General features: G+C 57.4%; 21 protein-coding genes. 6 read left to right on the top strand and 15 right to left on the bottom strand.

From position 1 onward, the window contains the following. Nucleotides 1-128 precede the first annotated feature (128 nt). Nucleotides 129-677 carry a hypothetical protein gene (locus tag GS632_RS09485; protein ID WP_171175275.1) on the top strand — a complete coding sequence of 183 codons (549 nt, stop codon included), beginning with the start codon at nt 129-131 and terminating at the stop codon, nt 675-677. A 166-nt stretch (nt 678-843) separates the two neighbouring features. Here GS632_RS09485 and GS632_RS09480 read toward each other — a convergent pair whose 3' ends face one another. Continuing rightward, a complete protein-coding gene (locus GS632_RS09480; protein ID WP_171235538.1) occupies nt 844-1,677 on the bottom strand; it encodes a Hint domain-containing protein in 834 nt (277 codons plus the stop codon). A gap of 379 nt (nt 1,678-2,056) precedes the next feature. Between GS632_RS09480 and cobS the strand changes: the two genes are divergently transcribed. The 4 genes from cobS to GS632_RS09460 all read left to right on the top strand — a co-directional run bounded on the left by cobS (nt 2,057) and on the right by GS632_RS09460 (nt 7,377). Continuing rightward, a complete protein-coding gene (gene cobS, locus GS632_RS09475; RefSeq protein WP_171175278.1) occupies nt 2,057-3,043 on the top strand; it encodes a cobaltochelatase subunit CobS in 987 nt (328 codons plus the stop codon). A gap of 123 nt (nt 3,044-3,166) precedes the next feature. Further along, nucleotides 3,167-5,044: a cobaltochelatase subunit CobT gene (gene cobT / locus GS632_RS09470; RefSeq protein WP_171237255.1), complete on the top strand. Its 1,878-nt coding sequence runs from the start codon at nt 3,167-3,169 to the stop codon at nt 5,042-5,044. A 137-nt stretch (nt 5,045-5,181) separates the two neighbouring features. Further along, nucleotides 5,182-6,972: an aminopeptidase P family protein gene (locus GS632_RS09465; RefSeq protein ID WP_171721740.1), complete on the top strand. Its 1,791-nt coding sequence runs from the start codon at nt 5,182-5,184 to the stop codon at nt 6,970-6,972. Between the two features lie 63 nt (nt 6,973-7,035). Then, nucleotides 7,036-7,377 carry a DUF427 domain-containing protein gene (locus tag GS632_RS09460; protein ID WP_171175282.1) on the top strand — a complete coding sequence of 114 codons (342 nt, stop codon included), beginning with the start codon at nt 7,036-7,038 and terminating at the stop codon, nt 7,375-7,377. A 194-nt stretch (nt 7,378-7,571) separates the two neighbouring features. Here the strand turns inward: GS632_RS09460 and GS632_RS09455 are convergent, their stop codons facing one another. Continuing rightward, nucleotides 7,572-8,870 carry a TAXI family TRAP transporter solute-binding subunit gene (locus GS632_RS09455; RefSeq protein WP_171721741.1) on the bottom strand — a complete coding sequence of 433 codons (1,299 nt, stop codon included), beginning with the start codon at nt 8,868-8,870 and terminating at the stop codon, nt 7,572-7,574. 329 nt (nt 8,871-9,199) lie between these two features. Here GS632_RS09455 and GS632_RS09450 point away from each other — a divergent pair, with 329 nt between their 5' ends. Continuing rightward, complete coding sequence (locus GS632_RS09450; protein ID WP_171721742.1) at nt 9,200-10,567, top strand: DUF3179 domain-containing protein; 1,368 nt, start codon at nt 9,200-9,202, stop codon at nt 10,565-10,567. 3 nt (nt 10,568-10,570) lie between these two features. On the opposite strand, the gene GS632_RS09445 is transcribed toward GS632_RS09450, so the two are convergent. The 13 genes from GS632_RS09445 to GS632_RS09385 form a co-directional block, all read right to left on the bottom strand. Continuing rightward, nucleotides 10,571-12,256, bottom strand: a complete 1,686-nt coding sequence (locus tag GS632_RS09445) for a chloride channel protein (protein WP_171237251.1) — start codon at nt 12,254-12,256, stop codon at nt 10,571-10,573. A 100-nt stretch (nt 12,257-12,356) separates the two neighbouring features. Next, nucleotides 12,357-14,006 carry a DNA repair protein RecN gene (gene recN / locus GS632_RS09440; protein ID WP_171237250.1) on the bottom strand — a complete coding sequence of 550 codons (1,650 nt, stop codon included), beginning with the start codon at nt 14,004-14,006 and terminating at the stop codon, nt 12,357-12,359. Between the two features lie 36 nt (nt 14,007-14,042). After that, nucleotides 14,043-14,906, bottom strand: coding sequence for an outer membrane protein assembly factor BamD (locus tag GS632_RS09435; protein ID WP_171175292.1), 864 nt, complete (start codon nt 14,904-14,906; stop codon nt 14,043-14,045). Between the two features lie 126 nt (nt 14,907-15,032). Further along, nucleotides 15,033-15,953, bottom strand: a complete 921-nt coding sequence (gene lpxC, locus GS632_RS09430) for a UDP-3-O-acyl-N-acetylglucosamine deacetylase (RefSeq protein ID WP_171235532.1) — start codon at nt 15,951-15,953, stop codon at nt 15,033-15,035. Nucleotides 15,954-16,166: 213 nt separating this feature from the next. After that, entirely contained in the window at nt 16,167-17,771 is a 1,605-nt protein-coding gene (gene ftsZ / locus GS632_RS09425; RefSeq protein ID WP_171175296.1) for a cell division protein FtsZ, read from the bottom strand. A gap of 347 nt (nt 17,772-18,118) precedes the next feature. Next, nucleotides 18,119-18,538: a hypothetical protein gene (locus tag GS632_RS09420; RefSeq protein ID WP_171235530.1), complete on the bottom strand. Its 420-nt coding sequence runs from the start codon at nt 18,536-18,538 to the stop codon at nt 18,119-18,121. After that, complete coding sequence (gene ftsA / locus GS632_RS09415) at nt 18,525-19,859, bottom strand: cell division protein FtsA (protein WP_171237574.1); 1,335 nt, start codon at nt 19,857-19,859, stop codon at nt 18,525-18,527. The genes GS632_RS09420 and ftsA overlap by 14 nt, the downstream gene beginning before the upstream one ends. An 8-nt stretch (nt 19,860-19,867) precedes the next feature. Next, complete coding sequence (locus GS632_RS09410) at nt 19,868-20,875, bottom strand: cell division protein FtsQ/DivIB (protein ID WP_171237249.1); 1,008 nt, start codon at nt 20,873-20,875, stop codon at nt 19,868-19,870. Next, nucleotides 20,863-21,780 carry a D-alanine--D-alanine ligase gene (locus GS632_RS09405; protein ID WP_171175301.1) on the bottom strand — a complete coding sequence of 306 codons (918 nt, stop codon included), beginning with the start codon at nt 21,778-21,780 and terminating at the stop codon, nt 20,863-20,865. Before GS632_RS09405 ends, GS632_RS09410 begins: the two co-directional genes overlap by 13 nt. 109 nt (nt 21,781-21,889) lie before the next feature. After that, on the bottom strand, nt 21,890-22,816 hold the full coding sequence (gene murB / locus GS632_RS09400; protein ID WP_171175303.1) for a UDP-N-acetylmuramate dehydrogenase: 927 nt from the start codon (nt 22,814-22,816) through the stop codon (nt 21,890-21,892). Further along, nucleotides 22,813-23,106: a hypothetical protein gene (locus GS632_RS09395; protein ID WP_171237248.1), complete on the bottom strand. Its 294-nt coding sequence runs from the start codon at nt 23,104-23,106 to the stop codon at nt 22,813-22,815. The genes murB and GS632_RS09395 overlap by 4 nt, the downstream gene beginning before the upstream one ends. 21 nt (nt 23,107-23,127) lie before the next feature. Next, the gene (locus tag GS632_RS09390; RefSeq protein ID WP_171175312.1) at nt 23,128-23,394 is read right to left on the bottom strand and encodes a DUF2484 family protein; all 267 of its coding nucleotides are present in this window, start codon (nt 23,392-23,394) and stop codon (nt 23,128-23,130) included. Beyond that, nucleotides 23,391-23,639, bottom strand: coding sequence for a DUF2484 family protein (locus GS632_RS09385; protein ID WP_171175314.1), 249 nt, complete (start codon nt 23,637-23,639; stop codon nt 23,391-23,393). Before GS632_RS09385 ends, GS632_RS09390 begins: the two co-directional genes overlap by 4 nt. Nucleotides 23,640-23,672 lie beyond the last annotated feature (33 nt).

Genomic DNA, 23,672 nt, shown 5'->3' with positions numbered 1-23,672 from the left:
CCGACAGCTGTGGCTTTGTGTGTACACTGCCCGGCCCGATTGCGATCAAGCTCACTGGAAACCTTGTTCAATTCCCGCAATAGTGGTGGAGTTTGAACACGGGTATTAACGGAGCAGCCGCTGTGCGTATGCCATACCTCCTTTTGCTTTTTTCGCTGGGCGTTTATTTCGCGGCCCCGTTTCTTCCGCCTGAATTCGCGTTCGCCCGAGAACTGAGCCTGCTATTCATTGTCATCAGCCTGATTTGGGGGCTGCGCGCGTGGCTCAGGTGGCGCAAAGCAAACACATGGATCATCGTGGACGGGTCCAACGTGATCCATTGGAAAGAGGGTAAGCCGGATCTGGGCACATTGCGGCTGGTGCTGTCGGCGCTGAAGACGGCCGGGTTCAAACCGGGTGTCGTATTCGATGCAAATGTCGGCTATAAGCTCGACGGCGAATACATGAACGACCGGGCGCTGAGCCGCGCTTTGGGTCTGCGTACCAAGCAGGTCATGATCGCACCCAAAGGAACGCCGGCGGATCCTTTGATTTTACAAGCGTCGCGGGACAGCAAGGCACGCATTATCACAAATGACCGGTTTCGGGATTGGGTGGACGAGTTTCCGGATGTTTTGAAAGCGGATCGCCTCGTGAAAGGCGGCTTTCGTAACGATGAGCTTTGGTTTTCGCTATGAGTAGGTGACCGTCGTTTCAAAGCTAAAGTTTGCGCGCGGTGCTGTGACGTACTTTATGTGGCGCCCTCATTTCAAATTGATGGTAGTCGATCTAGAGAAGCAAACTTTGCACTAACTTGCTTGACCGCGGTGTAGATCAGTAAATGGCAGGGCTTTCTCCGCAAGCTTAACTTATTATTACAAGTGCTTCCCAACGCTTCAAGCAACTCAGGCGAGTTTGTGAGGGCACTGTCGAGCGATCACTTAATTCCGAAAATAGCGTTAGCAACTCTTTTACGTCTTCGCGGTGGAAGGATTTCAGCGCTATATCGCCCAGAAATAAACTTTCAGTTGGCAAACCGTTGGACATCAGTATTGCGTGGCGACAGCAAGCAATGTGGTAGTACGTGACTGGCTCATTGAAATGAACCTGACGAATGGTTTTGTCGTTCACCAGATGGATTGCTGCGGCAAAGACTCTAGGCTCTCCGTACAGAAGTTCTGCGCGCCATCCTTCCAGAACAATTCTGTGTTGCGGAGATACGTACAAATCGCGGTGAGGAATGCCTTCTCCCAACGCTCCCTTTTGGATACAAACGGGGTGCAATTGAGGGTTGCGCCTCAAATCCTCCGCGCTCAGGGTCTTTTCTCCAATCCACTCAATGGGCAGCAGATCACCACTGGAAAGGCGCACTTTATCCCCAACTGACAGTTCCTCGACAGCGCAATACCCTTTTTCGGTCGCTATCATAGTGCCCTTCACGAAACACGGCACAGTTCCAGCCGGAAGCGCGACGGTCGCTATAAGAGAGTCGTTATTCCCATTACCAGGACCCGTAGACGCGAATATTTCGACGGTCAGCTGCGTGTTGGGAGGAATGACGACACCGGGGGTGAGGTCAACAGTTAAAACCCCGCTCGACGAAATCGAAACAGAATAATCTGAAGGGTTCAATCCCCCTGTCCCCGTAACAACAACATTCCATGAAGCTCCGGCCTTGGTCGCGGTGTATTGTTGCATAACCGAAGACGACCCAGTGGGGATTGCGATCGAAGAGGGGCCTAGAATTGTTAGCGCCATTGGAGCTTTTTTCCGTTAGTCAACACCGAGAGCCGATTATGCATCAACATATCGTCGATTTAACCCATTATATTTTATTATTGCAATGTTGATATGTTTGGTGGCTTTACGGCTGCGCGCCTCAAAGGTAAAACGTCCCTTTTTTTGGTTTGAGCCGTAAGTCACGAGCCTCGGCGCGCTATGCCGATAAGGCCAGTTTCAAAGAAACATCCCCTCAGCGTTTCCGCGCTGCCTCTTTCCCTTGCCCTTGCCCGCAATATGTTGCACCACACACGGGTTCAGACCCAGCAAGACGGGCCACAGGATAAGGACAAGACGAATGGCTGACGGATCGATCGACGTAAACGCGAAACCCACCGAAGATATCTCGGTCCGCGACGTATTCGGCATTGATACGGAAATGAAGGTCAAAGGCTTTGCCGAGGCCACAGACCGCGTCCCGGCCATCGACCCTACCTATAAGTTTGATCCTGAAACGACCTTGGCGATCTTGGCGGGCTTTTCCCACAACCGTCGTGTAATGATCCAGGGCTATCACGGCACTGGCAAATCGACCCATATCGAACAGGTTGCAGCGCGTTTGAACTGGCCTGCTGTTCGTGTGAACCTGGATAGCCATATCAGCCGGATCGACCTAATCGGCAAAGACGCAATCAAGCTGCGTGACGGCAAGCAGGTGACTGAGTTCCATGAAGGTATCCTGCCCTGGGCGCTGCGTAATCCCGTCGCCATCGTATTCGACGAATATGATGCGGGTCGCGCAGACGTGATGTTCGTGATCCAGCGTGTTCTGGAGCATGACGGCAAACTGACCTTGCTGGACCAGAACGAGATCATCACGCCAAACCCGAACTTCCGCCTGTTTGCCACCGCCAACACCGTTGGTCTGGGCGATACTACGGGCCTCTATCACGGCACACAGCAGATCAACCAAGCCCAGATGGACCGTTGGTCACTGGTCTCGACACTGAACTACCTCAGCCACGATGCCGAAACGATGATCGTGCTGTCGAAAGCGCCGCACTATAACACGGCTGAAGGTCGCAAAACCGTTAGTCAGATGGTCACTGTGGCCGACCTGACCCGGACTGCGTTTATGAATGGCGATCTGTCGACCGTCATGAGCCCCCGTACGGTAATCAACTGGGCACAGAACGCCGAGATTTTCCGCGATGTCGGCTATGCTTTCCGCCTGTCCTTCCTGAACAAGTGTGACGAGCTGGAGCGTCAGACCGTAGCCGAGTTCTATCAGCGCTGCTTCGACGAAGAGCTGCCGGAAAGCGCGGCAAGCGTAAGCTTGGGGTAATCCGCTGGAGTTCGCCCGTTAACGGGCGCAATGCCTCCGGCGGAGGTATTTTTAGCCAGATGAAGGCGGATCCGGTTTCTCTGTCGGTAGAAATCGGATCTGCAATGTGAAAGGCTTGGGGACATGGCACAGAAGAACGACAACCCTGCTGATCCGTTCAAGAAGGCTTTGGCCGAGGCAACCAAGGTCATGGCCGATGACCCCGAGCTGTCCGTAACCTATACGGTTGATCCTTCGGGCATGTCCGGCGAGGCGATGCGTTTGCCTCAGGTTTCGCGCCGGATGACGCGCGAAGAGGTGCTTCTGGCACGCGGCACAGCCGACGCTCTGGCCTTGCAGCGCAAATATCACGACGATGCCACTCATGCGCGCTATGCGCCTCCGGGGGATATGGCGCGTAACCTCTATGAGGCGATGGAGACCGCCCGCTGCGAAGCGATGGGCGCACGGGATATGCCCGGCACCGCCAGCAATATTGACGTCAAGATCGGACATGAGGCGATCCGGCGCGGCTATGACCAATGCAAGCAGCCTGCCGATGCACCTCTGGCTGTGGCAGCAGGCTATCTGATCCGGCACTTGGCCACCGGGCGCGATCTGCCGCCTGCGGCCGAGAACATCATGAACCTTTGGCGCGGTTTCATCGAGGAACAGGCCGGAGGCACGTTGGAGAATCTGGACGAGATTCTTTCGGACCAAGCCGAGTTTGCCAAATTTGCCCGTCAGGTGATCAAGGATCTGGGCTATGGCGATCAGCTTGGGGATGACCCCGATGAGCTGGATGAAGAACAGGAAGATCAGGCCGAGGAAGACGCCGAGGAACAGCCCGATCCCGACAGTACCGGTCAGGATGACCAGGACGAGCAGGACGCCGATGCGACCCCTGAGCAAAGCCAGGAAGAGCAGCAGGATCAATCTCAGGCTCAGGTCTCGATGGACGAGATGGCCGAGGATGAGTTGGGCGATGAGGCGGAGATGCCTGAAGGGGAAGCGCCGCTGGAGCCGCCTGCACCGCCTCCTGCATCTGAAGCTGACCCGGATTACCGCGTATATCTGGACACTCATGATGAAGAGATCGCAGCCGAGGATCTGGCAGAACCAGCGGAATTGGAACGGTTGCGGGCCTATCTGGATCAGCAGCTCGAACCTTTGAAAGGGGCGGTTTCACGTCTGGCTAACAAACTGCAGCGCCGCCTTCAGGCACAACAGAACCGATCTTGGGAGTTCGACCGCGAAGAAGGCATTCTGGATGCCGGTCGCCTGGCGCGTGTTGTGGCGAACCCGACCACGCCGCTGAGTTTCAAGGTCGAGAAAGATACCGAATTCCGTGACACCGTGGTGACGCTGCTGTTGGACAACTCGGGATCAATGCGCGGGCGTCCTATTTCCATAGCGGCAATCTGCGCGGATGTACTGGCGCGGACGCTGGAGCGCTGCAACGTAAAAGTCGAGATTCTGGGCTTTACCACGCGGGCGTGGAAAGGTGGTCAGGCGCGTGAAGCGTGGTTGAACGATGGTCGACCGCAGCAACCCGGACGCCTGAATGACCTTCGACACATCATCTACAAGGGCGCGGATGCGCCCTGGCGGCGCGCACGACCAAATCTGGGCCTGATGATGAAAGAGGGGCTTCTGAAGGAAAACATCGATGGTGAGGCCTTGGAATGGGCGCATCGTAGGATGCTGGCGCGGCGCGAGGCGCGCAAGATCCTTATGGTCATTTCGGATGGTGCTCCGGTCGATGATTCCACGCTGAGCGTGAATCCGGCCAACTATCTTGAAAAGCATCTGCGCGACGTGATCGCCATGGTCGAAAAGCGCAAGATGGTCGAGCTGTTGGCAATCGGGATCGGTCATGACGTGACCCGCTATTATGACCGCGCCGTGACAATCACCGATGTGGAGCAGTTGGCAGGTGCGATGACCGAACAACTGGCGGCCCTGTTCGACAGTGATCCGCGTGCACGGGCGCGTGTGATGGGGATGCGAAAGGCCAGCTGAGGCTGGCTTTGCCTCCGGCGGGCGTGTTTTTCCAAAAGATGAAGCGCCAATGGGCCATCAGGTACCGGGACGCTGATCTGGACATTTTTCCAATTGCCCCTCAGGGTCTGCCGGAAACGCAGCGAATGAGGCCCTTCATGTTCCAATCCTTTCAAGTGACTGCTCGCCCGGAACAGGGCCCTCCGCGACTTGCAGCTCTGCGGGATGAGATCGCACAGACAGGTTTGGACGGGTTTCTTATCCCGCGCGCGGACGCACATCAGGGGGAGTACGTAGCGCCACATGATGAACGTTTGGCTTGGTTGACAGGCTTTACGGGCTCGGCCGGTTTTTGCGTCGCCCTGCGCGATGTCGCGGGAGTGTTTATTGACGGTCGGTATCGTACACAGGTCAAGGCGCAAGTGGCCGAGGATTTCACGCCGGTGCCCTGGCCCGAGATCAGTCTGAGCACTTGGTTGAAAGAGCAACTGCCAGATGGCGGCAAAGTTGGGTTTGACCCCTGGCTGCACGCGGTAGGGCAGATTTCTAGCACGATGCGCGAATTAGACGGCACAGGTATCGAACTGGTACGGTGTGACAACCTTGTGGACCGGATCTGGGCAGATCAGCCCACCCCGCCGATGAACCCTGTCAAGTTGCATCCGATTGAGTTCGCCGGGGAATCGGCCGACAGCAAGATTTCTCGTCTGGCCGCGGGGTTGCATCGGGACGGGAGCCTAGCGTCAGTGACCACTCTGCCAGACTCGATCATGTGGCTGCTGAACATTCGCGGGTCGGACATTGCCTATAACCCCGTGGCCCATGGGTTTGCTGTGCTGCACGCAGTTGGCAGGGTTGATCTGTTCATGGCAGAGGAAAAGCTGGCGGAGGTTCGCGATCACCTGGGATCAAACGTCGCTATCCATGACCCGCGCACCTTCCTGGATGCTGTAGCGGCATTGAAAGGACCGGTGCAGGTGGATGACGCCACGCTGCCTCAGATCGTGGCGGATGCGTTGGGCGACGCCATGACAGAGGGTGGCGATCCTTGCGCCCTGCCCAAGGCTTGCAAAAACCCTGCCGAAATCGCTGGCAGCGCCGAGGCGCATTTGCGCGATGCAGTGGCTGTGATTGAGACCTTGTGCTGGTTGGACGGACAGACCCTTGGCAGCGTGACTGAAACGCAAGTGGTCACGCGTCTGGAAGAGAACCGGCGCAAGGACAATGCGCTTCAGGATATCTCGTTCGACACCATCGCAGGGACCGGGCCGAACGGTGCGATCATGCATTACCGTGTGACCGAAGAAACTGATAGCCGTTTGGAAAACGGTCATATTCTGGTGTTGGACAGCGGCGGGCAATATCTTGACGGCACCACCGATATCACGCGAACCATTGCCATCGGTAACGTCGGCGCAGACGAGAAAATCTGTTTCACACGTGTGCTGAAAGGCATGATCGCCATGTCGATGCTGCGCTGGCCCGCCGGTCTTGCGGGCCGGGACATAGAATGCGTGGCCCGCACACCGCTATGGACTGCGGGTCAAGACTTCAATCATGGGGTTGGCCATGGGGTTGGTGCGTATCTGAGTGTCCACGAGGGACCCCAACGCCTTTCAAAAGTAAGCCATGTACCGCTCAAGCCCGGTATGATCCTATCGAACGAGCCCGGATACTATCGCGAAGGTGCCTTTGGCATCCGCATTGAAAACCTTGTCGTGGTAGAAGAGGCACCAGCCCTGCCCGGCAGCGACGCAGAGCGCGCAATGCTGAACTGGCGCACCCTGACCTTTGTGCCGATTGACCGCAGGTTGATCCTGGTGGATATGTTGACGCCTGATGAGCGCGACTGGCTGAATGCCTATCACCGCGACGTGGCGGAAAAGATCCGCCCAAGGCTGGGACATGACGCGCAACTGTGGTTGGATGCCGCAACAGCACCGGTTTGACACAGGACTGTTACGTAGAACGGGCAGAGGAGAGGCCCAAATACGACGAGGGAAGGAATAGGAATGACTAAGATCACGATCCAAAAAGCACCGGGCAAATGGAGCGTCCGCTCGGGCGGTGCGATTCTGGGCGAGACGAATAACGCTCTGGAACTGCACGAAGGCGACAAGGATCCGGTGATTTACTTCCCGCGTGGCGATATCGCGATGGCGTTCTTGGATAAGACCGACAAGGTGACCCATTGCCCCCTCAAGGGCGACGCGACGCATTTCTCAATCGTCAACAAGTCATCTGTGACTGAAAACGCGGTCTGGAGCTATGAGGACCCGATCCCGGACGTGGCCGAAATCAAGGGCCATTTGGCGTTTTATCCGGTCGATTCCGTGAAGGTTGAACAGATTTAGAAGAGCCCGCTGAGCGTTGCGAGGTGCCAGCGGTCGAATGCTGGCTTTAGGGATGACTTCGGCGGGAGACTAGCTGACTCTGAACAGATTCTGGCATCCGGAAAGCAGACTATATCACGCAAAATCAACCGACGATACTTTCAGAATCCTTTGTTAACGCCGAGAAATCTGAACCTGTGCGACAAATCAAACGATCAAGGGCTTTCGCTTCGCGCGACCGGATCGGATTCTTGTTCAGCAGCGCTGCGGCGCGTGATCTCTTGTCGAATTAAGCCTATATGCAGTCGCGCGTCATACGCACCTTGACGGTAAGCAAGCGGCAAGTTGAGATTGGCAATGATTGCATCCAGTTCCTCGATACTTTTCGCCACCGCGTCTAAATCGCTTTGCGTCCGGGCTTGTGCCAATTCTTCTTCCAGCGCTGCAATCCGCTGATAAAACCGCCAGACACGACGTTTCTGAAACCACACATATCCAGATGGAACGATCCGCAAAAGCGGTGCAAGGAAAAGCAAGGGCAATAGTAATAGAAGAACACGGCCAAACTGAGCAGCAATCCAATAGGGTAAAACGGCATGCAAAAAATTTGGGCCGGTATTTATCAATTCTTCAGCAACTTTGTTTAACGGAGCGGGCGGAGACTCGGTTTTTGGGTATTCGCTTGCACCTTGCAGAATGCCGGGTTGACCATGGATGATCTTTGCAGCAGCAACCAAACGATCTGCAACTGCCGGATGCAGATCAAGGCCGCCAATCATTGACGCTCTCAATGCCAAAATCTTTACGTCTTCTGGGGGTCTTGGCGGGTCAAGGGTGATCGACCCGGCAGGCACGGTCACCGAACTTGCCCCTTCTAGCTTCAGTGCAAGCGCATCGACTAAAGTCATAGGGACGAATTCTATATTGGGGTCAAAAATCGCGTCCATGAGATAAGGCGCATCAAGAGGCGCGACAAACAATGCGGCATCGGCTTTGCCGGTGTAGAGCGCATCGATGGCATCCAAGCCACCTGCATCCACTAGCGTGATGCCGGTATCTTTATGCCCCGCCGCTTCTATCAGGGCGATCGCAGCCGCACGGGTTCCGGACCCCTCTGTGCCTGCTGCAAGTCGGATGCCGTCCCATTCCCCTGCATTGCCGCCAATTGGGCCGGGTTTTCTTTGAAACACCACCATTGGTTCAAGAAAAATGGCACCCAATGATTGCAAGCCGCTTTCCTGAGGAAGATCCAGACCACCTTGAACAAACGCGACGTCGACTTCACCGGAAACAAGTTTTTCGATGTTTTCTACAGAACCTGCGGTCTCAACCAAATCGATTTGAATGTCGTCGCGTGCAAGTTCTGCTTTGTATAGTTGCCCAATCTGCCAATAGCCCCCTCCGTTAACTCCGGCCGCAAGCCTAATGCTACTGGGTGGTTTCAATCCAAGAATCAAAAACGCAATCAACCCAACAAACAGAATGGGAAGAAGAACAAAGATGAGTACGCGCATGAATTCTCACACTCAGATGATCCGAACTGCTCCTTAAACCTCGCTTGTCCGCATTCTCCGCGTCAACGAAAATCAATCTAACTGAGCAGCGAATGACACGTTGGCCCCAAAGCCTGACGGCTATTTGGCTAAATACAAAACAGCACCTGTTGTTGCACTAAAGCCAATTTGCCCGGTGGCTTAATATGAAAAAACTCATCAATCAAAGAAGATGGTACCAGCTTGAACTTAGCCAGGAGGCTTGCAACTGGATCCACCTCACACATCTGTGGAATGCATGTGAGCTGCAGAACGGGCACACTGGCCACCGGATATCGCCGGAGGCTTTCATGTCGATTTCACGTCGCAGTTTTGCAGGGATGATCGGGGCTGGTGCGTTCGCCCCCATTGCAGTGTGGGCGCAAGAGGATCCTGTGCTTGAGGCATTGCGCAGCACACTAGATGGGCGCCGCACCTCGTTTGAGGCGCAGATGGCTTACCTCAGGGATCGCGGCCAACTGGACGTTGTTCCTGGGTTGTTGACCGCGATGCGCTATGCAGATCGACGACGGGACGAGATTGTCGAGGTGATAGAGGCCCTGACCGGGCAGCGATATGGGAATGACTGGTTCGAGTGGATGCTGTGGCAAGAACGAAACCCGCAGATTGTCCCCCACCCTTCGCTGATCCCATTCAAACGCGAGGTTCTGCTGCGGATCGATCCGAATTTCGATGTGTTCCTACAGCCAGAATACCTGCAACGCGACCGGATGAAGATTCGGTTGGAAGAAATCGCATGGGGCGGGGTGCATAAGGATGGCATCCCATCTTTGGACAACCCTACCCTGATCTCGCCATCGAATGCCGGTTATCTGAAGGGCGACGATCTTGTGTTTGGCGTGGCCATCAACGGAGATGAACGCGCCTATCCGTTGCGGATCATGGGCTGGCACGAGATGTTTAACGAAGTGATCGGTGGCGTACCCGTAGCGCTGGCATATTGCACGCTCTGCGGGTCCGGCATTCTTTTTGAAACGCAAGTGGCGGGATGGCGAAAGCCGTTCATTTTCGGTTCGTCAGGGTTCCTCTATCGGTCGAACAAGCTGATGTTTGACCGCGAGACACATTCGCTGTGGAACCAATATACCGGCAAACCTGTTGTGGGTTCCTTGGTAAATAGCGGGATCACATTGAAACAGCGCCCGGTTGTGATCACTACGTGGGACAGCTGGAAGACCTCGCACCCTAAAACGCGCGTGCTGTCGCTGAACACCGGGCATCGGCGCAACTATGGGTCGGGCGTTGTCTATCGAGACTACTTCGCCTCAAGCGAGTTGATGTTCCCGGCTGTGGTGGACCAGTCCAGACATCGGCAAAAGGACTACATTTTTGCCGTCCGTCAGTTCGGGGCAGCGCGGGCCTGGCCGCTGAGTGCGTTCAAGAGCAAACCGGTGATCAACGACGCCATCGCCCAAACGCCGCTGGTTCTGATCGGAGATCCAAAGGAACGCAGCGTGCGCGCCTATGAGCGAAAAAGCCATTCATTCAAAGCTACACAAAGCGGTTTGCAGGATAGCGCAGGACAAAGTTGGACCGTGACTGAAGACGCGTTGATCGGACCAGATGGCACGCGCCTGGCTCGTGTTGCAGGTCATATCTCGTACTGGTTTGCATGGGACAACTACCTAGGCGATGCTGCCAGTATTTATGGTGGGTAACGCCTAGGAGTGCTCCTCGGCGGCCGTGGCGGCAAGCGCTCTGTTATACGCCTTGAGCGCGTCAACGTGATACAGCGCCCCGACGGGTGTTTCAGTGCCATCGTCCTCCAGAACAATGACTGGAATGCAGGGGATGTCGTCGCGATCGAAGTAAGGCATTGCGGCTTCCAGCGTCGCGCTTGCCTGAACGCACAAGCCTTGTTCAATCAGCCCTTGGGCCTCTTCCTTGGTGATCGAGCGCGTGTCGCCGATGGGGCGCATCACGACCCCGGCGCGTAACATTGCCAAAAGATACGCCTGCGGTCCGGCGGCAAGGTGGACATCACGGCGCTCTAACTGTGTAAGGAAGAAAGACCGGTCCACCAGACGCGAGGCCAATGCCGTGGACATGGACACAGTTACCATAACTGCAAGACCAATCTGCCAGTCCCCGGTCAGTTCAAAGACGATCAAGGTGGTCGAGATCGGCGCGCCCAATACCGCCGCGGCCACGGCCCCCATTCCCGCAAAGGCATAAAGCGTGTGTGTACCGGACACATCCGGCAGCAACCCGGTGGCAATCAGACCAAAAGCCAGCCCGGTCAGCGCCCCAATCATCAACGAAGGTGAGAACACGCCCCCACCCATACGACCACCCATCGTGATCGCGACGGCCACCGTTTTCAGGACGGCGAACAGGATCGCGGTGGTCAGAACCAAATCACCAGTCAGCGCGCGGATCGTGGTTTCGTACCCCACGCCGATGATGTGCGGAAACCAAATCGCCAAAAGACCCAGCATCGCACCAGATACTGCTGGGCGCAGCCAACCGGGAATGGAAAGACGGTTCTGAATATGGCCGCCGATATCCTCGGCAAAAAAGATCGACCGCATCAGCAACAATGCGACAAAGCCGCAGATAAGGCCCAGGATCAGGAAAGCCGGAAGCTCGACATAAAATTGCAGCGACCCCGGCGTATCCAGAGTGAACTCTGTAACATCGCCATATTCCAACCGGTTGATCACAGTCCCCGCGACCGAGGCGATGACGATCGGAGCAAACGCGTGCACGGCGAAATGGCGCAACACAACCTCAAGCGCGAACAAAGCACCGGCGATGGGGGCGTTAAAGCTGGCTGAAACAGCGGCGGCAACGGCACAGCCCAACAGGTCGCGACCCGTGATCCCATCGGCGTGGATGCGATTGCTGACCCATGTGGAAATCACCCCGGCCATATGCACCACCGGACCTTCGCGGCCCGTTGATCCGCCCGAGCTGAGCGTGATCAGCGACGCGAAGAACGAGGCGATGCCCGCCTTGACCTCGACCCGTCCGTCGGTGACCGCAGAGCCTTCGATCACATCGGCCACCGACCTTACACGCCCGTCATTGGTGAACCGGTTCAGGATAACACCCACAACCAGACCACCGATGATGGGAATAATCAGAACCATGAACCACGGAAGTTTCTCGGCATGACTGTGCAGCAGCAGAATGTCATCGGTGTCATAGAGGTAAGCCTGCAAAGCCCGGATGGCTTTACGGAAGCCAAGCGCCATGAACCCTGCCGCGATACCGATGGCCAGTGCGATGAACCAAAACTGGATCTGGCTTGGCCCCCGGCGCAGCATCACCCGCCACGCATCCTTGATCGCGGCCAGAGCCTGATTGAACTGGTTGCGCAGAACGGTGCGGGTCGATTGGGTCATTGGCCCTCGGGGATCATCTCTTAACCCTTAGTAAGCCACGGAGCGTCCATATAAAAGTGAGATAGCGACAGTGTGAGCACCGTTTCGCGCCATAGGCGTGTTAAGCCTGCAGCAAAGCCCGGGCAGCGGCGCGGGCTTCCTCGGTGATTGTATCGCCTGCCACCATGCGCGCGATCTCATCCACTCGGTCCGGTTCGGCCAAGGGAATAACAGTGGATAGTGTTTGTCCCTCTGTCACCTGTTTCTGCACGCGCCAATGATGCGCGGCACGGGCGGCGACCTGGGGGGAATGGGTGACAACCAGCACCTGCCCGCCCTGCGCCAAGGACGCCAGCCTGCGCCCGACCGCATCGGCTGTGGCGCCGCCAACACCCCTGTCAATCTCGTCAAAGATCATCGTGCGCGCGCTGTCATCGCCAGTTAGACAAACCTTGAGCGCCAGCAAAAAGCGGCTGAGTTCACCGCCCGATGCAATCTTGTTCAAAGGACCGGCCGGAGCGCCGGGATTGGTGGCCACAGTGAACGCCACTGCGTCAGTTCCTTCGGGGCCCGGCTCTGCCAAAGTGAGCTCGGTTTGGAACACGGCGCGTTCCATCTTGAGCGGGGCCAGCTCAGTCATGACGGCAGCATCAAGCCGCCCGGCAGCCGCCTTGCGGGCTGCGCTCAGCTCGGCAGCGGCGGTGTCATAAGCGTCCTGCGCCGCGTTCACGGCTACACGTTTGTCCGCCAGATCGGCGTCACCCGCCTCCAGCCGATTCAACCGGTCGCGCAAAGTGTCGGCAAATGTTCCAAGATCATCCGGCGATACATCATGCTTTCGCGCCTGTGCGCGGATGGCGAACAGGCGTTCTTCAGCCCGCTCCAGTTCCGCCGGGTTGAAATCCAGCGCCTGAAGGCAGGCATTCACACCATCCTGAGCCTCGCCCAGTTCGATCATTGCCCGCCCCAGTGCCGCAATCGGATTCTCCAATTGACCACCCGCGTTGTCGGAAACGCCCTCCAGCCAGCGGATAGCGTCGGACATCGCCCCTTCGGCCCCATCGCTGGACAGCAATTCAAAGGCGCGGGCGACATCATCACGGATACGCTCGGCCCCTTGCATCATCCGTCGACGGGCATCCAGTTCGGCGTCCTCGCCCGGTTGCGGATCAAGCTGGTCCAATTCGGCCACGGCATGGCGGAGGAATTCTTCTTCGCTGCGGACAGCGGCCAGTGCGGCCTCGGTTTCGGCTAGTGCCTTGCGTGTGCGTGACATCTCGGTCCAGGCCGCACGCACTTTGGCCAGTTGAACCGAAACCCCTGCGAAGTCGTCCAGCATCGCCCGATGGCCGCGCGGATTCAGCAACCCACGATCGTCATGCTGGCCGTGCAATTCGATCAGGGTTTCGGACAATGCGCGCAGTACTTCGCCTGAACATCGCCGATCATTGACCCAAGCTGTCTTGCGCCCTTCAGCAGTGTTTACCCGGCGCAAGATCAGGTCTTCGCCGCCCGGCAAACCAGCTTCGGCCAGAATCGCATGAGCGGGATGGTCGGCGGATAGTTCAAACTCGGCGACGACCTCGCCCTGTGCCGCACCCTGCCGCACCAATTCGGCCCGTCCGCGCCAGCCCAACACGAAACCCAACGAGTCCAGAAGGATCGACTTGCCCGCCCCGGTTTCCCCCGTCAATGCATTCAGGCCCGGCTGGAATGTCAGTTCCAACCGGTCAATGATCAGCATGTCGCGGATATCTAGGGCGCGCAGCATCGGGTCTTTAACATCCCACGCCAGAAGCCATGGCGATTACAACCACTCACCCTTGATGGTTTGACGATAGATCGTGCTGAGCCAGTTGTTACCACGGCTCTTGAGATCGAGACCGCGAGACGTCAGCAGCTTATATGCGTCGTCATACCATTCCGAAGACTGGTAGTTGTATCCAAGAATGGCACCAGCCGTCTGCGCTTCGTCCAACAGACCAAGGGACAGGTAGGCTTCGACTAGACGATAGAGTGCTTCGGCAGTGTGAGAGGTGGTCTGGAAGTCTTCAACGACCACACGGAATCGGTTGATTGCCGCGATGTAATGATCCTGACGCAGGTAATAGCGTCCGATCTCCATTTCTTTGCCTGCCAGATGGTCGAAGGCAAGGTCAAACTTCAGAACGGCCGATGTGGCGTATTCGCTGTCAGGATAAACCTCGATCACAGTGCGCAAGGATTGCAGCGCCTGGAACGTCAAACCCTGATCGCGGCCAACCTCATCGATTTGGTCATAATAGCTGAGCGCCAGCAGGTATTGCGCGTAGGCTGCATCTTCATCCGTGGGGTAGAAGTCGATATATCGCTGCGCAGCGGCCCGGCTTTCTTCATAGTTCTTATCCGTATGGAAGGAAAACGCCTGCATTATCAGCGCGCGTTTGGCCCAATCGGAATAAGGATACAGGCGTTCAACTTCCGAAAAATACCATGCCGCATCGTCCGAGCGATTCTGCGACAGTTCGTATTCACCACGGGTGTAGATCTGTTCCGGCGTGAACCCTTCAAGGTTCTGGCTCCGGTCAGCGCCCCTGTTGCCGAAAAGGCCGCCCCCGTTGCCACACGCCGCCAAAACTGCTGTCAGAAGAATCGCGCCTGCGAATCTGACTGCCGCTTTGCTGCCAACCATACCGCCCATCCTTGTCGTCTTACTTAATGGGGATCGCCCCGAATTGAGCCATGGTCTAGCACAGAAAATTCCGGTGCAAAACGCCTTATACAACATCTGGCGCAAATGTCGTCAGAGTTGATCAGTCTAGGCGACTTCGGGAATTTCGTTTACGATCAACCCTTGCCCTGGCAAACGCGCGGCCTGCTGCGGTGTACACAGCACCGGACGCACCGCACCCGGCGTTTCGAACAGGTTGCGCAACAAGGTGTTGGTCAAGGAATGGCCTGACTTGTTACCGGTGAAGTGGCCCAGAATCGGACCACCTGCCAGATAGAGATCGCCCAGAGCATCCAGCATCTTGTGACGCACAGCTTCGTCGGCGCGGCGGAAGCCACCCGGCGTCAGAACCTCGTTCCCCTGAACGACAACAGCGTTGTCCAGCGTACCGCCCAAGGCCAGCCCGTTGGCACGCATGGCTTCAACATCGGTTCGACGGCAGAATGTACGGCAATCGCTGAGTTCGCGTGCAAAAGAACCGTTGCGCATATCCAGCGTTTTGGTCTGGCTGCCGATAGCGGTGTCTTCAAAATCGATGTGGAAATCGATGATCAAACCGTCGGCGGGAACGATACTGGCATCCGCGCCTTCGCGCGACGCGGTCACGGGCTTTAGAACTTCATAGGCCAGAACCGGGCTGGCCTGACGGCGCACGCCTTTTGCCATGATGCCGCGCACGAAGTCGATCGAAGACCCGTCCATAATCGGCACTTCGGGACCGTCAATCTCGATCAACGCGTTATGAACACCACATCCGGCCAATGCGGCCATGATATGTTCGATAGTCGAGACTGATACGCCTGAGTCATTCACAAGGCGAGTGCAAAGCGGGGAACGCTCGACTGCATGGTAGATTGCAGGGATCATTGCATCGCCCAGATGAATATCCGTCCGCTTGAACCAAATTCCATGCCCCGCCGCAGCAGGTTTGAGAACCATGGTTGCAGGTTGGCCGCCATGCAGTCCAACGCCTTTGAACGTGACCGGAGATTTGAGCGTATGTTGCAAAATGGGCCTCAGTGAGCAGTGTCCAGCCTGCGAGGGCTGTGTTGGACACTCAGTTAAGGAAGCCTGCGTGAAGGCTCAACTCACTCTTTGCAACCGAATGAAACATGTATGTAACAGATCGGCAAAACCCTGCTTACATATTCGTAAACCACTATTTTTAAAAGATAAAGGGCCGCTAAGAAGCGGCCCTGTGAGTGGATTTTGTTACCGCGATCAGTTGGCTTGACGGCGCAGGAAGGCAGGAATTTCAATGCGATCCTGTTCCGGGTCGGCCTCATCCTGGGCCGGTGCGGTGGCTTCGGACTGACGCATAACGGGCTGCTGACGCGCTGCTTGCGCCGGTGTATCCGAGGCATGGCCAGTCATTCGGTCGATCAGGCGATTGAAGCCAAAACGCGAGCGTTCTTCAGTTTCAGGCTGCGAAACAGCCTCGGGCTGACGCGGTGCAGCCGGACGCTGCGGTGCGGATGGAACCTTTTGTACAGCCGCCTGTAGACGCTGCAGCGCCTCGGGCGACGGAGTACCAGCGGCATGGCCACGCGGGGCGACAAAGCTTTCGGGTGCGGGTTCGACATGTTCGGGCTGCGGCTCGAACTCAGCGACGCGCGGCTGGTAGGCTGGCGGCGGCAAGTCGTCCTCCTCGCGTTCGTCACGCGGTTGGAACTGAGGTTGCGCAGGCTCTTCTGCGGCCTCGAACAGCGAAGGTTCGCGGGTTTCTTCCATCTGAGGTGCGGCGTCCGCTACTTCGGCTGCAACAGGCGCTTCTTCCTGAACGTGCTCTTCCGCCGAAACGGTGCGGGTCAGCGGCTCGGACATAGAGCGGCGCGCAACCGGGACATCTGCGGACTTTTCGCTGGCGTCGATGCCGGTGGCAACAACCGATACGCGCATTCCACCTTCCATCGCAGTGTCCAAAGTCGACCCGACGATGATGTTCGCTTCGGGGTCCACCTCTTCGCGAATGCGGTTGGCCGCTTCGTCCAGTTCGAAGAGGGTCAGGTCGTGGCTGCCGGTAATGTTGATCAGCACGCCCTTTGCACCTTTGAGGCTGATTTCGTCCAGCAGCGGGTTTGCAATGGCTTTTTCTGCCGCTTGAACCGCACGATCTTCGCCGGTTGCCTCGCCGGTTCCCATCATCGCCTTGCCCATTTCGTCCATCACGGCGCGAACATCGGCAAAATCGAGGTTGATTAGGCCGGGACGAACCATCAGGTCCGTCACGCCCTTAACACCTTGATACAGTACGTCGTCTGCCATCGAGAAAGCCTCGGTAAAGGTGGTTTTCTCATTGGCCAGGCGAAACAGGTTCTGGTTGGGGATAATGATCAGCGTGTCGACAACCTGCTGCAGCGCTTCAACACCGTCTTCGGCCTGACGCATCCGCTTCGCCCCTTCGAACTGGAAGGGTTTGGTGACAACACCCACCGTCAGCACGCCCAGCTCTCGGGCGGCTTGTGCGATGATCGGTGCGGCGCCGGTGCCAGTGCCCCCGCCCATGCCGGCGGTGATAAAGCACATATGCGCGCCCGCCAGATGATCGACGATTTGTTCGATGCTTTCTTCGGCGGCTGCGGCCCCTACAGTCGGTCGAGCCCCTGCCCCCAGACCTTCGGTGACCTTTACGCCCAATTGTACGCGTGCCGACGATTGGCTTTGCTGCAGCGCTTGCGCGTCGGTGTTGGCGACCACAAAGTCGACACCGTCCAGCTGTTTCTCAATCATGTTATTTACGGCGTTCCCGCCTGCGCCGCCAACGCCAAATACTGTAATCCGAGGCTTCAGTTCGTCGTGCCCGGGCATCGAAAGATTCAATGTCATGCTCTGTCCGCCTGTATTTATGTCCCGCCAAAGCGGTGTTTTTCTTACCTATCCTTTGTCGATTCTAGCCGGATGATGCGAAAAGGTCACGTCAAAAATTGCGTTTTGCCACAAAATATGGAGGAAATAAGGCATCAACCGGCGGCATTTCGCAGGCTGTGCCAGATATAGCGGAAACGTTGGCGACCATCACAAGACACCCAGCAGGCCGCGAAGGTTTATTCCCCCTTCACGCTCTGACTAGCCATCAATTACACTGCGGAAAACTGCTCAGGTCCTGCCGCGAGACCTCTGACGGGCCCTGTGGATATCTTGAGGGATAAATCAGCGCACCGCAACCGGATTTTTCAACTGGTCGGGGCATTTGGACAGTTCAGGCTGCTTTCCGTGATGCTGCCCACCTCTTGGATTTCTCCGTCAGCGAACGAGGCGAGCCTGACCATCAGGCGACCTTCGTGCAAAAAGGGCCACCAACACACAGGAATCCCATCCGGGTCGTTGTCATAGAGAAAACAGATTTGACCGTGTGGCGTGGTAATCTGTCCATAGACACAGCCCTGCCCTTCTTCACGCCAGACCGAGACGCGGCGGTTCAGAAATTGCTCGGTCCCGACAAGATCGCCGCTGCGAATCTCGTAGAATGTAAGCGTTTTGCCGACTGCAGCGTCCAGAAACGCGTCCGGTGTGATGATGCTTTGGGCCATGACCCCACCGGGCAGCAGGGCAGCGCACAGCGCGGCCCTTCGCAAGTGCTTACCAGTTGTCACGGAACCACCGCACTGCGCGTTTGAACGGGCGCGCGGCATAGGTGTCGACTGGGATCTCGAAATCCCACCATTCATCCTGAGGATGGGCCGCAAACAGGCTGAGACCCACGGCAGAAGAGAAAGCAGGGCCTGTCGCTGATTGCGGCAAGCCATGCACACGCAACGGCCGTCCCAGGCGCACGCGCTGCCCAAGAATGCGGGTGGCAAGCCCGTCCAGCCCCATGATCTGGCTACCGCCCCCGGTCAGAACAATCTGTTGGCTTGGCATATGATCGAACCCGGCGGCGTCTAGTCGAACGCGGACCTCTTCCAGAATCTCTTCGACGCGCGGGCGCATGATACCGATCAGTTCGGCCCGGCTGACAGTGCGACGGTCATGTTCCCAGTCGCCCGTATCGCCACCGATATCAATCATATCACGGTCATCGGCCCCGGTTGCATGCACGCCCCCATTAAAGGTCTTGATCCGTTCAGCCACGGCTGCTGGAACGCCCAGACCCATCGAGATATCGCTGGTTACATGATCTCCACCCATACCGACGCAATCCGCGTAGATCATGTGCTTCTTCATGAAGATCGACACGCTGGTTGTACCACCGCCCATGTCGATACAAGCCGCGCCCAGTTCCTGCTCATCCTCAACCAATGCCGAGATGCCCGAGACATAGGCTGAGTTGGCAATACCCGCCAGCTCCAAATCACAGCGCTTGATACAACGCACAATGTTCTGGATCGCTATCGCGTCGACGGTCAGCATGTGCATATCGACCGCAAGGCTCTGGCCCAGTTGCCCACGCGGATCAATCAGGCCTGAACGGTTGTCCAGCGCAAAGTTCACCGGTTGCGCGTGCAGCACCTCGCGCCCCTCGCCGTAATCGGGCACGTCACAGGCATTCAAAACGCGGCCGACCTCGGCTTCGGTCACAAGCTGACCGTCAAGGTCTACCTGCGCGTCCAACCCGTAAGACCGTGGGTTGGCCCCCGAGAAACACGCAATGACGTGATCGACACGAATATCCGCCATCTTCTGCGCTGCCTGCAGTGCGGTACGGATGGCGCGTTCAGTTTCCTGCATGGCGGTGACTTCACCGAATTGCACACCGCGAGAGCGCGTGGTCGCCGCGCCAATGACGCGGAACCCGGTTTGACCGGCCATCGAGCCGATAGTGTTGTCTTCACTCAGCCGACCCGTGCCATCAAAACGTAAAACAAGGCAAGCAATCTTGGAGCTGCCTACATCCAGAATTGCGATGACACCGCGTTGCAATGCCTGCCGCCGCATCTGACGCATGGCGCGTTGGGACTGATAAAGATCGGTCATCATGGTCGTTACTGCCCGTTACTCACGTTCACTTTTGTATTCCACCAGTCTTCGCTGGCGGCTTTGCTCATTCGTATGGTCGGACGCTGGCCAAGGCGCATATCGACCACGGCCACGTCGCGCTCCAGAAGGTCCTGCACTTCGTTGACAGCCAGCACGCGTTCCAGCGCACGCACCGGCCGGTCGGTCGGCAGCATGATGCGCTGGCCGCGGTCCAGAACCAGATCCCAGCGCCGCTCGCCCACGCGCACAAGCCCGCGCACGCGATTGCCCAGACTGCGCGAGGTTTGGAAAAGCTCAAGCGCTTCCGCCACATGGACATCAGCGCCCTTGCCCGCGATCAGCGGAAGACCGATATGGTCCTTGCGCGATGGCGTTTCCTTGACATGAGCGCCGGTCTCATCAAGCAGCTCCAGCCCATCACGGGTGCGCCAAACGATCACGGGTTGTCGTTCGACCACATCCACCTGCAAAATGCCGCCCGGTCGGATACGCACGGTTGCGGATTTCACCGGGTCCAATCCGGTAATCGTGTCGCGCATGTGTTCGACATCCAGATCCCAGGAACTGATCGGGAAATCCAAAGGTACGACCTCGCGAATATCCTCGGACAAACTGGTGCCCGCTCCATCAATGGCCATCAGGTTGACCATGAACTCGGGGCGTTCCTGAATAGAAGTTCGAATGTCAGCGACAAAGGCAGTGACAGCCTCGCGCCGATCTTCCGAGGCGAAGTAAAGCCCAACAGCTGCTGCCGCGGCGCAGATTGGCAGACCTACCTTGACGCCCATGCGAATGCCCGGCGTAAGCATCCAGCGCTGAAGTCGGTAGCTCAGGCGCGACGGTGCAGGATCGCTGCGGCGCGCGGTGCGGCAAAACACCCGCGCCCCACGCAGCCGCAAAAGCGGCTCTGCTTCATGTGTTTCGGTGTCAGCCGATGCGAAATCAGCATCAGGCCCCGCAAGGGGTTTACTGCGATGGATTTCCAGCGAACGGCTGGCGGTCAACGGTCGCATGAGGCGTCCTCCACCATCCAGGCACAAAGCTGGCCGAATGTCATGCCTAGATGGGCGGCCTGTTCGGGGGCCAGCGAGGTTGGCGTCATGCCAGGCTGGGTGTTGGTTTCCAACAGAAACAGCCCGTCCGGTCCCTTGCTATCATCCCAGCGAAAATCCGTACGGCTGACGCCCTTGCAACCCAAAACATCATGCGCGCGCAGAGCGTGATCCATGCAGCGGTCAAAGATGTCCTGCGGGATGTCAGCAGGTAGCACGTGCCACGATCCGCCCGGCTTGTACTTGGCGTCATAGTCGTACCAGCCATCGTCGGTCATGATCTCGGTCACGGTCAGGGCGCGGTCGCCCATCACCGTTACCGTCAACTCGCGCCCTGGCACATATTTCTCGATCATCACATGGTCGGGCATCGCCTCGTCCAGCTGCGGCGGACCATTTGCGTCTTCATGGACGATATAGATACCAACACTGGAGCCTTCGTTGTTGGGCTTGGCAACGTAAGGCGGCTCCATCACGTGAACCTCAATCACCTCGACCTTGGGTGCGATCACGCTGGGCACAACAGGCAGGCCTTCGGACTGGTAAATCTCTTTGCTGCGTTGTTTGTCCATCGCAAGGGCCGAGGCCAGAACGCCGGAATGCGTGTACGGAATCCGCATCCATTCCAGCAGGCCCTGCACACAGCCATCTTCACCCCAGCGGCCATGCAGGGCGTTGAAAACCACATCCGGCTTAATATCCAAAAGGCGCGCATAAAGGTCGGGACCTGCGTCCAGTTCGACCACTTCAAAGCCTTCTCCCACAAGGGCGGCTGCGCATTCGCGCCCAGAGCTGAGAGACACCTCGCGTTCCGCCGAGGGTCCACCCATCAGTACCGCCACTTTGGGGTTTGTCCTGCTCGACATTCCCAACGTGCGCCTCAATGTCCCCGGACCTTATGTGGTGGTCCGTACTGCGTTTATGCCTTTGATCCGTCGCCTGAATTAGCCTGTTATTGGTCTGACGGTTGGGGCTTTATTCTTTCAGCGGATCACCGACCCGCATGATTTCCCACTCTAGCGTGATGCCGCTTGTTTCGTAAACCTTTTTTCGCACCTCTTCGCCCAACCCTTCAAGGTCAGCAGCGGTGGCCGCACCGGTATTGATCAGGAAATTCGAGTGCTTGGGGCTCATCTGTGCACCCCCCAGCGTCGCGCCACGCATTCCGGCGTCATCGATCACTTTCCACGCCTTGAGGTCATGCACATCATCCGCCTGCCCTGTCGAAGAAAACCCTGCCGGGTTGCGGAAAGTCGACCCGGCGCTGCGATCTTTGGTCGGCTGAGTTTCATCGCGCTTCTTAAGCTGCGCTTCCATGCGGGCGTGAAGCTCTGCGGGGTCGCCAGAAGGCCCTTGGAACGTCGCCGAAACCAGAACTGCGCCTTCGGGCAAATCGGACTGACGATAGCGAAAGTTCAAGTCTTCGGGTGTCAGGTGCTGCACCTGGCCTTGCCGCGTGACGATTGTGGCTTTGCGCAAAACATCCGCCGTATAACTGCCATAGCACCCTGCGTTCATCCGCACAGCCCCGCCGATTGAACCAGGAATGGTTCGCAAAAACGTCAGGTCAACCCCAGCATCCGCCGCCTTTCGTGCTACATGAGCATCCAGCGCTGCAGCCCCGGCGATCACAGTGGTGCCGGCGACTTCGATACCGTTGAACCCCCGCCCCAAACGGATCACCACCGCGCGCAAGCCACCATCCCGCACGATCAAGTTCGAACCGACTCCCATTGGGAAGACTGGCACATCTGACGGAAGATCGCGCAAAAACGCTTGCAGGTCTTCGAGGTCGGCGGGTTGAAACAGGTGGTCCGCCGGACCGCCGACACGCAGCCAGGTCAGGTCGTTCAGCGGGCGTGCCGGGGTCAGACGGCCCCGAACTTCGGGCAGACCACTCATGCGTTCGACTTTGCCGCCAGCCCACGCCCGCCGACACCCCCTACGATAACAGCAAGAAGGAAGGGCAGAACCGAGCCGGTCAGCCAGATGAACGGGCCGAATGCCTGTTCTTCTTCACCTGTTCCGACGCCTGCCAACATCACGATCAGGACCAACGCAACAGCTGAAGTCAGACCGATGAGCCAGAGCAACCCTTTCATCCCAATCCAGAGCCCGGCAACGAATCCGGCAACCGCGCCCAGGACCAGCGAGATAAGCGGTAAGTAGGCAAAAGTGGCGATGTCGACCATGGGGCCTCCTGAAAATGGCCGTTACTTGTTGGCCGCCTTCATGCCCTGCATTTTCGCCTTTGTCCAACGGGTGAGGTAAATCACCGGCCAGCGCAGCATCGACATGCCTGCAACAAGAACAAGCAACCCGATCCAGGGGCCGTTTTCATATGTGACAAAACCCAAAATGGGGATGCCCACTGCGATTAGATAATAGGCGCGGGTCCAATGGTTGTCCTTGCTGGGCAGCATTGCCAGAATATTGGCGGTAAGCCCCCAGAGGGCCGCGAGGGCAAGAGAAAGACTCATTCCATCACCTCACCACGCACCCATTTGCGCCAGTAATACCGGATCGGATTACGAAACATTGAAGCGAACCCACCCAACGCCAAAACCGACCAAACCCAACCATGAACATAGCCCAACCATATGATCAAACCCGGCGCACAGATCAGCAAAAGGATCCCCGGCGGAAATTGCAGGCGCATCGGCAGCATCGCCACAACGGTGGCGCAGATCACCCATAAGGCAGCCATGATCACGGAATAATCCATTTCCCCCTCCGAGGGCAGGCGATAGAAACAACT

Source organism: Ruegeria sp. HKCCD7296 (assembly GCF_013110775.1).
GTDB lineage: Bacteria > Pseudomonadota > Alphaproteobacteria > Rhodobacterales > Rhodobacteraceae > Ruegeria.
This window is presented reverse-complemented; position numbering and strand designations above follow the sequence as displayed.